Annotated in this window: 12 protein-coding genes; 3 read left to right on the top strand and 9 right to left on the bottom strand. The window is 68.1% G+C overall.

What is annotated here, in order from left to right; genetic code table 11:
- Nucleotides 1–345: NPP1 family protein (locus tag AC1D15_RS14035; protein ID WP_477826466.1), on the bottom strand; the 345-nt coding region annotated here is incomplete at its 3' end.
- 83 nt (nucleotides 346–428) lie between these two features.
- The gene (locus tag AC1D15_RS14030; RefSeq protein WP_477826465.1) at nucleotides 429–1,115 is read right to left on the bottom strand and encodes a glutathione S-transferase family protein; all 687 of its coding nucleotides are present in this window, start codon (nucleotides 1,113–1,115) and stop codon (nucleotides 429–431) included.
- Nucleotides 1,116–1,237: 122 nt separating this feature from the next.
- Between AC1D15_RS14030 and AC1D15_RS14025 the strand changes: the two genes are divergently transcribed.
- Complete coding sequence (locus AC1D15_RS14025; RefSeq protein WP_477826464.1) at nucleotides 1,238–1,813, top strand: TetR/AcrR family transcriptional regulator; 576 nt, start codon at nucleotides 1,238–1,240, stop codon at nucleotides 1,811–1,813.
- 30 nt (nucleotides 1,814–1,843) lie between these two features.
- Here the strand turns inward: AC1D15_RS14025 and AC1D15_RS14020 are convergent, their stop codons facing one another.
- Together AC1D15_RS14020 and AC1D15_RS14015 are read right to left on the bottom strand one after the other, a co-directional pair.
- Nucleotides 1,844–2,575, bottom strand: coding sequence for a hypothetical protein (locus tag AC1D15_RS14020; protein ID WP_477826463.1), 732 nt, complete (start codon nucleotides 2,573–2,575; stop codon nucleotides 1,844–1,846).
- Nucleotides 2,572–3,375, bottom strand: a complete 804-nt coding sequence (locus tag AC1D15_RS14015; protein WP_477826462.1) for a sigma-70 family RNA polymerase sigma factor — start codon at nucleotides 3,373–3,375, stop codon at nucleotides 2,572–2,574. Before AC1D15_RS14015 ends, AC1D15_RS14020 begins: the two co-directional genes overlap by 4 nt.
- An 89-nt stretch (nucleotides 3,376–3,464) precedes the next feature.
- Between AC1D15_RS14015 and AC1D15_RS14010 the strand changes: the two genes are divergently transcribed.
- Nucleotides 3,465–4,073 carry an ATP-dependent Clp protease proteolytic subunit gene (locus tag AC1D15_RS14010; RefSeq protein ID WP_477826461.1) on the top strand — a complete coding sequence of 203 codons (609 nt, stop codon included), beginning with the start codon at nucleotides 3,465–3,467 and terminating at the stop codon, nucleotides 4,071–4,073.
- 204 nt (nucleotides 4,074–4,277) lie between these two features.
- Nucleotides 4,278–4,736, top strand: a complete 459-nt coding sequence (locus AC1D15_RS14005) for a hypothetical protein (protein ID WP_477826460.1) — start codon at nucleotides 4,278–4,280, stop codon at nucleotides 4,734–4,736.
- 42 nt (nucleotides 4,737–4,778) lie between these two features.
- Here AC1D15_RS14005 and AC1D15_RS14000 read toward each other — a convergent pair whose 3' ends face one another.
- The 5 genes from AC1D15_RS14000 to AC1D15_RS13980 form a co-directional block, all read right to left on the bottom strand.
- A complete protein-coding gene (locus tag AC1D15_RS14000; protein ID WP_477826459.1) occupies nucleotides 4,779–5,186 on the bottom strand; it encodes a VOC family protein in 408 nt (135 codons plus the stop codon).
- Nucleotides 5,183–5,677, bottom strand: a complete 495-nt coding sequence (locus AC1D15_RS13995) for a helix-turn-helix domain-containing protein (protein ID WP_047502444.1) — start codon at nucleotides 5,675–5,677, stop codon at nucleotides 5,183–5,185. Before AC1D15_RS13995 ends, AC1D15_RS14000 begins: the two co-directional genes overlap by 4 nt.
- A gap of 46 nt (nucleotides 5,678–5,723) precedes the next feature.
- The gene (locus tag AC1D15_RS13990) at nucleotides 5,724–6,167 is read right to left on the bottom strand and encodes a group III truncated hemoglobin (protein ID WP_477826458.1); all 444 of its coding nucleotides are present in this window, start codon (nucleotides 6,165–6,167) and stop codon (nucleotides 5,724–5,726) included.
- Entirely contained in the window at nucleotides 6,160–6,324 is a 165-nt protein-coding gene (locus AC1D15_RS13985; protein ID WP_477826457.1) for a hypothetical protein, read from the bottom strand. The genes AC1D15_RS13990 and AC1D15_RS13985 overlap by 8 nt, the downstream gene beginning before the upstream one ends.
- An 18-nt stretch (nucleotides 6,325–6,342) precedes the next feature.
- Nucleotides 6,343–6,568 (bottom strand): NnrS family protein (locus AC1D15_RS13980; protein ID WP_477826456.1); only part of this gene is annotated, 226 nt, incomplete at its 5' end.

Here is a 6,568-nt window from a genome sequence, read left to right as displayed (position 1 = left end):
GATCTGGTCCTTCAGGAAGTACAGCGCGTAGAAGTGCCCGCAATAGATGTCGCCGCCGCTGCGGACGCAGGCGTGGCGGTGCAGCGTGTTGGACGTGTCCAGGAAGTTGCCGGGCCGGCAGCCGCCGGTGATGCTGCCGGACGGCTTGAGCCCGCCGTTCTGCTGGCCCTGCCGGCTGATGCCGGCGCTGGGCAGGCAGCCGTCGGTATCGAAATCGAACACCGGGTAGCTCGCGCGGATGTCGACGTTGGCGGGCAGCGCCGCGTCCAGGCGGTAGAAGTCGTCCGCCATGGCGGTGGCGGCGAGCAGCAGGCCGAGGGTCGCAGTGCAGGCAGTTCGAATCATGGTGCAGGGCCGGGGAAGTGGAGGGGCTTCCATGCTGGCCGGCAACTGTGTCGTCGACATGACGCGACCCGTGGCGACCCGCGCTAGAAGCCCATGCGCTTCAGGTCGAACGGCAGGAAGGCCTGGCCGCTGCGGTTCTTCACGCTCGGCAACTGCGCGACGCGCTCGCGCCATTGCAGCAGGGCGCTGTGTTCTGCTGGCACCCCGAGCCCGGCGGCGTCGGCGAACATCAATCCGGCGAACAGCGTGATGTCGGCCATCGAGAAGGCGTCGCCGGCCAGGAAGTCCTGGTCGGCCAGCACGTCGTTGAAGTACTTCATGCCGGCCTTGGCTTTCTCGGCTTCACGCTGGCCCATCTCGGCGCGGCCCTGCCATTCGGGGCTCTTGAAGGCCTGCAGCGCATCACCCAGTCCCGGCGTGGCGTGGTGGAAGTACAGCCCGACCGGGTCCAGCACATAGGCCTCGGCGCGCCGCTGCATCATGTGGATCAATGCCTTCTCGCGCGGCGTGCGGCCGGTCAATGTCGGCTTGCCGTCGAGGTTGTCGAGGTATTCGGTGATGGCGGTGGACTCGGAGATGAACGTGCCGTCGTCGAGTTCGAGCACCGGCAGCACGCCCGACGGGTTCTTCGCGAGGAAGTCCGGCTGCTTGTGCTCGGCGCCGATCAGGTCGACCGGAACGAACTCGAACTGCGCGTCGAGCCCTTTCTCCGCCAGGACGATGCGGATGCGGGCGGGGTTGGGAAAGCCGGGGCGGTCATGGATCTTCATGGGGAGGTTTCAAATCAGGTTGATTGACTACCTATCGATCGATAGGTAAGCGGCGGACTGTAGGTGGAGTGATGCTCGTTGTCAATCTGATCTACTGATAGGTAATGTGATAAAGTGAGCCCATGAGCACAGACCCGCGCACGGACACCCGAGAGAGCATCCTGCAGGCGGCCCGCCTGGTGGTGCAGGCGCACGGCTACAACGTGCTGAGCTTTCGCGAGCTGGCGAAGGAGGTCGGCATCAAGAGCGCCAGCGTGCATTACCACTTCCCGACCAAGGGCGACCTGGCGGCCGCGCTGGCGAGCCGGTATGTCGACGAGGCGGTTGCGTTCCTCGACGAGCTGCGCGCCTCGTCCGCGGACCACGGGCAGCGGATGGAGGCCTACACCGCGATCTTCCGCAGGGCGCTGGAGAACGACAACCGCATGTGCCTGTGCGGGATCCTGTCGGCCGAGTACCGCGACCTGCCGGATGCCGTGCGCGTGGAGGTGGATCGGTTCACCTCGGTGAACACGCGCTGGCTGGCCGAGGTGCTGGCCGAGCGGCATCCGCGGAAGAACCCGCTGGACTTGACGTCCCGGGCGCTCGCGATCTTCGCGGCCATCGAAGGCGCCCAGCTGGTCGCCCGGGGGCGCGGCGACGTGAAGGTCTTCGACGAGATCGTGTCGGCCTACGCCGCGGCGGGGCTGTTCGACTGAGCTGGTGTTCGGTCGTTGATCGAAAGGTCGTCAACGGGTAGCGTTACCCAACCTGACTTCCAGCTGATCCCACGGGATGTCGCAGCGCTCGTGTTGTTCCGGCCAGTCTCGGGGATCCACCAGGAGGTCCTCGGGCGAACCCACATGCAGTGGACGACCGGATGATTGGCTGCTGAGCACGTATCCGCTCTTTGGCGCTCTGACGAGCGTGAGCATGGACAGCGGCTTGAATCTGCTGGTCAGCGGATCTTGTCCGTCGAGGCCCAGCGTCTGGCTCTCATGGTCGTAGACGGCGAGCACGTTGTCCGAGGCACTGCGGAGCATGTAGATCAGTCCGCCGTGCTCCGGCTCCTGAAAGCGTTTGGCCTCGGCGAACTCATACCGTTCTTCGATCACCTTGGAACTTGCCAGGTCGTCGCGCAACAGGGGCCGGTGGTCCGTCAGCGATCGAGTCCACAGGACGCTCGACGTGACGGCGTAGAGCGCACAGATCGGGACGGCCAATCCGATGACCCACCGCGATGCGGAGCTGTACAACCCGAGGTCGACGGAGAGTGCCTTTCCAAGGGCCCAGCCGATGACGAGCCAGATGACGACAACGCTCAGCAGGCTGGCCGCCCACAAGACAAAGGCGTTCTCGGCACCATGCTTCCAACGGGTCGCAGCCGAAGGCAACCTGACCAGCAGGCTTTCAATCGCCGCACGCTCCTCCACGGTGGCTTCGCGCAGGAGAGTCTGGTCCTGCATCGGCAGGTCCGTCATGACAGCGAGGGCTCCCGGTCGCGCTCGGGCTGCACACCCAGCGGCAACACGGACAGCGTGACGCCGTCCAGCGTGAGCACCAGGCCCAACTGCCCGCCCACCTGCACGACGCTGCAGGCGGTCGCGGGCGATGTCGATGCAGCTTCGACGGCCATGGCAGGCATCCCCATCGACGCGTTGACCGGCGGCTGGCGCAGCAGCGCCCACAGCGTGTGCGGATCGCGCAGCTGCAGCGACTGCAGGTACACCCGGAAGACGGCCTCTTCGCCCGCGGCCGGTTCGGGGCGAGGCCGCGATTCCGCTGCGCGACCCGCTTGCCGCAGCCGCAACAGCGCCCGCCGCAACTGCTGTCGGCTGCCGGGTTCGGACCTGCCGCCGGCCCGCGCGATCTCGGCGTGGTCGATCTCGAACACCTCGTGCAGCAGCACCGCGGCGCCGTCTGCCGGCGTCAGATGGGCCGCGAGCAGGCGCAGGGCCTGGGCCGCCTCTTCCGCCAGCGCCGCATCCATCTCGGCCGAAGGCGAGGATGAGGACGAGGCCGTGTCGCCGGCGTTCATCTCCGCCTCCAGCCAGTGCTGCATCCATTGGCGCCGGCGCAGGCGGTCGATCGCCAGGTTGCGCACCACGGTGAGCAGCCAGGCCTGGGCGGCGTTGAGCGCTTCGGTGTCGGCCTCCAGCGCACGGACGTAGGCGTCCTGCACGGCATCCTCGGCGTCCGCCGGGCCCAGCAGGCGGGTGGCTGCGCGCACCAGCCGACGGTGGTCGGCATCGATCAGGGCTTGCTTGCGTTCGTCGTGCATCGGCGCAGCTTGCCACAGCCCGGCCACGGGTCGGTGTCACGCCAGCCTCGCCTCGTTCGTCAAGGCAGTTCAACCACGAGGATCCCACGATGGAAACCCCTGACACCGTGTCGCCCTCCGGCGCCACCGAGCCCCGCACCTCCTACCTGGAGGAGAAGGCCTTCAAGGCCCGCACGCTGCTGATCTTCGGCACCGTCACCGACGTGACGGCCGCGGACGTGACGCGCCGGCTCATCGCACTCGACGCGGAAAGCGCCGACCCCATCGACGTGCTGGTGAGCTCGCCCGGGGGCCACCTGGAGTCGGGTGATGCGATCCACGACATCGTGCGCTTCATCGCCGCGCCGGTGAACATGATCGGCACCGGCTGGGTCGGCAGCGCCGCCACCCACCTGTACCTGGCGGTGCCGCGCGCGCGGCGCTACTGCCTGCCCAACACGCGCTTCCTGATCCACCAGCCCAGCGGCGGCGCCGGCGGGCGGGCCAGCGACATCGCCATCCAGGCCCTCGAGATCGTCAAGGCGCGCGAGCGCATCGCACGCACGATCGCGCGCGAGACCGGCAAGTCGCTGGAGGTGGTGCTGGCCGACATCGAGCGCGACCGCTGGCTGTCGGCCGAAGAAGCGGTCGAGTACGGGCTGGTGTCGCGGGTCATCGAGCGCAAGAGCGAGCTCCGCCGCGAGCTCAATCGATTGTGACCTTCGCCTCCTTCACGAGCTTCGCGAACTTGTCGGTCTCGTTCCTGATCTGCAGGGCATCGAACCCGCCGACCCGGGTTTCTTCAGCGTGCTGGCCGCGGGCGTTCGTGGAGTTCGTGACCCTCGCGCTGGCACATCCGAAGGGCGCGGCGAAGGCCTGACCTGCCGGCGCGGGCGCAAGAACCTGTAGGATCATTCGACCCCATGAAACACACCTCGACACTTGCCACGCTGCTGGCGCTTCTTGCTTCGGCTTGTTCGTTGGTCGATGACCGCGTGTCGGCCGCCATCGGCGCGGCCGCCCGAGGCCCGCAAGCGCAGGAGGTCCGCATCGCGGCCGTCACGGATTTCGAGTGGGAGAAGTTGTACCTGTTCGGCCCGTACGCGCCGCGCGCGCACATCTGCGCGGTGCTGGGCGTCGAGCCCCGGCAGTGCGAACGCGTCGTTCCCTTCGAGTCCGTCGACGACGGCGTCATGAGCCTGGCCTTCGTCTCCGGCACGCAGGTGGTCCGCTACGTCAGGCACAGTCGATTGAACGGCGACTTCACGCCGGAGCTGAAGCGGCAGCCGATCCCGGCTTCCGAGGCGGTCTTCCAGGTGGTGCCATCAGGCACCGCGCAGGACGGCCGGCCCTGGATCAAGCTGGTGCTGAAGGAAGGCTGAAGACCCGCCTGCATGCGGCGCGAGCCGACCGCCGCCTGACGCTCAGCGCCGTGCCTCGATCATCTTCCAGCCGTTCCCCGACGGATCGCGGAAGCCCGCATCCACCGTGCCATAGCGGTCGATCGGCTCCTGCGTGAACTCGACACCGCGGGCCTGCATCCGCGCATGGGCAGCGCGGCAATCGTCCACCTTCAGCACCAGCGGCGGCATGCCGCCCTTGGCCACGATCGCGCGCAGCGCCTGCGCGGTCTCGGCGTCGAGCACCGGCGGCCCCGGCACGCTCAGGCCGAGCTGGAACGACGGCTGGTCCGGGTGCTGCACCGTCAGCCAGCGGTAGTCGCCGTTGCGCACGTCGGTGTGGACGCGAAAGCCGAGCTTGTCGACGTAGAACGCGAGCGCTTCATCCTGGTCTCGCACGTACAGTCCGACCACTTCAATGCCTTGGATCATGGAATCTCCTTGTCGTGAGATTCATTTATAGCGTCGGCCTCGCGGCGGCGCTTCTCCGAAACTGCGATCGTCAGGTCGGGCCGGTGCGCGGCACTCAGCACGCACGCCGGCACGCGGCCCGGCTCCTGCACCGCTGCCCGCGCGCGGGCCCGCAGCGTGCTCGGGCTCTCGCCGGTGATGTCGCGGAAGGTGCGCCCGAAGGTGCCCAGGCTCTCCCAGCCCGTCTCGAACGCGATCTCGGTGATCGGCAGCTCGGTCTCGCGCAGCAGCGCCGTCGCGCGCTCGATGCGCCGCGTCAGCAGGTAGCGGTGCGGCGGCGTGCCGAAGGCCTGCTTGAACGAACGCGCGAAATGCGCCTCGGAGACATCGCTCACGCCGGCCAGCCGCTGCACCGGCCAGGCTTCGTGCGAGGCGGCATCCATGCGGTCCTTCGCGCGCAGCAGCCGCCGCAGCAGCTCGGGATCCTGGGGCGGGAGCGGGAGGTCACTCATGGGGCGGCATTGTGCCGCCCGCTGCCACCCGCCAGCGACTGGCGGCTCAGGGCGCGACCCACACGTCCGGCTCATGGCCGACGGCCACGCCGTTGTGCATCACGAAGCGGGGGAACTCGCCGAAGAAGCCGTGGAACAGGTTGCGGCCGATGCCGTGCGCGGTGCGCTGGAGTTCCTCGGCGACCTCGCCTGCGAACAGCCGGTTGGTGTGCCGGTGCCACAGCGTGATCCAGCGCAGGAAATGCTCAGGGTGCACGCCGTCGAGCACCATGTGCTTGCTGTAGACGTTGCCGCGGAAGGTTCGCGTGCCCAGCATCACGGTGCTCCAGAACTCGACCAGCCGATCGAGGTGCACGCTCCAGTCGTCGCCGATCACCTTGTTGAACACCGGTGCGAGCAGGTCGTCGCTCCGCACATCGCCATAGAAGTCGTGCACCAGCGTCTCGATGCCGGCTCGGTCCAATGCCCGGGCTGTCACGTGTTCACTCATGCTGGGGAAGCTCCTTGTCGTCCGCCAAGCTCTCGCCGCGGGCCTTCGTCCGTTCGCGCACCTGGGCCTTGAAGGCGGGCATCGCGCCGTCGTTGAAGACCAGCAGCGCGACGACCGACAGGACGAACGCGGACAACAGGATGGCGACGGTGCTCATGGGGTGGGGAAGTTCGTTTCAGCCGTCCTGCCCGTCGACGCGTGGCGAGCACAGCCAGGGGAGGTAGAGACTGAGGTAGAGCGTGAAGGCGGCGATCCAGGCGGCGCCGGCGATCAGCAAGGCTGGCCCATAGGCTGCGGGCCACAGCAGCGGCACGCCGACGCGCAGCACGGTCGCCAGCATCACCAGCCCGTAGGCGACGGCCTCGAGCCGGGTCGGCTCCAGCGGCCGGCCGGTGTGGCCG

Source organism: Rhizobacter sp. P2_H2, assembly GCF_056403375.1.
Note: the sequence above shows the minus strand (reverse complement) of the source record. Positions and strands in the feature narration are given on the sequence as shown.

Excerpts from the sequence above, each read along its gene's own strand:
- AC1D15_RS13990 (WP_477826458.1), bottom strand. The coding sequence starts at position 6,167 with ATGAGTGAACACGTGACAGCCCGGGCATTGGACCGAGCCGGCATCGAG.
- AC1D15_RS14015 (WP_477826462.1), bottom strand. The coding sequence starts at position 3,375 with ATGCACGACGAACGCAAGCAAGCCCTGATCGATGCCGACCACCGTCGG.
- AC1D15_RS14025 (WP_477826464.1), top strand. The coding sequence starts at position 1,238 with ATGAGCACAGACCCGCGCACGGACACCCGAGAGAGCATCCTGCAGGCG.
- AC1D15_RS14030 (WP_477826465.1), bottom strand. The coding sequence starts at position 1,115 with ATGAAGATCCATGACCGCCCCGGCTTTCCCAACCCCGCCCGCATCCGC.
- AC1D15_RS14000 (WP_477826459.1), bottom strand. The coding sequence starts at position 5,186 with ATGATCCAAGGCATTGAAGTGGTCGGACTGTACGTGCGAGACCAGGAT.
- AC1D15_RS14010 (WP_477826461.1), top strand. The coding sequence starts at position 3,465 with ATGGAAACCCCTGACACCGTGTCGCCCTCCGGCGCCACCGAGCCCCGC.
- AC1D15_RS14005 (WP_477826460.1), top strand. The coding sequence starts at position 4,278 with ATGAAACACACCTCGACACTTGCCACGCTGCTGGCGCTTCTTGCTTCG.
- AC1D15_RS13995 (WP_047502444.1), bottom strand. The coding sequence starts at position 5,677 with ATGAGTGACCTCCCGCTCCCGCCCCAGGATCCCGAGCTGCTGCGGCGG.
- AC1D15_RS13985 (WP_477826457.1), bottom strand. The coding sequence starts at position 6,324 with ATGAGCACCGTCGCCATCCTGTTGTCCGCGTTCGTCCTGTCGGTCGTC.
- AC1D15_RS14020 (WP_477826463.1), bottom strand. The coding sequence starts at position 2,575 with ATGACGGACCTGCCGATGCAGGACCAGACTCTCCTGCGCGAAGCCACC.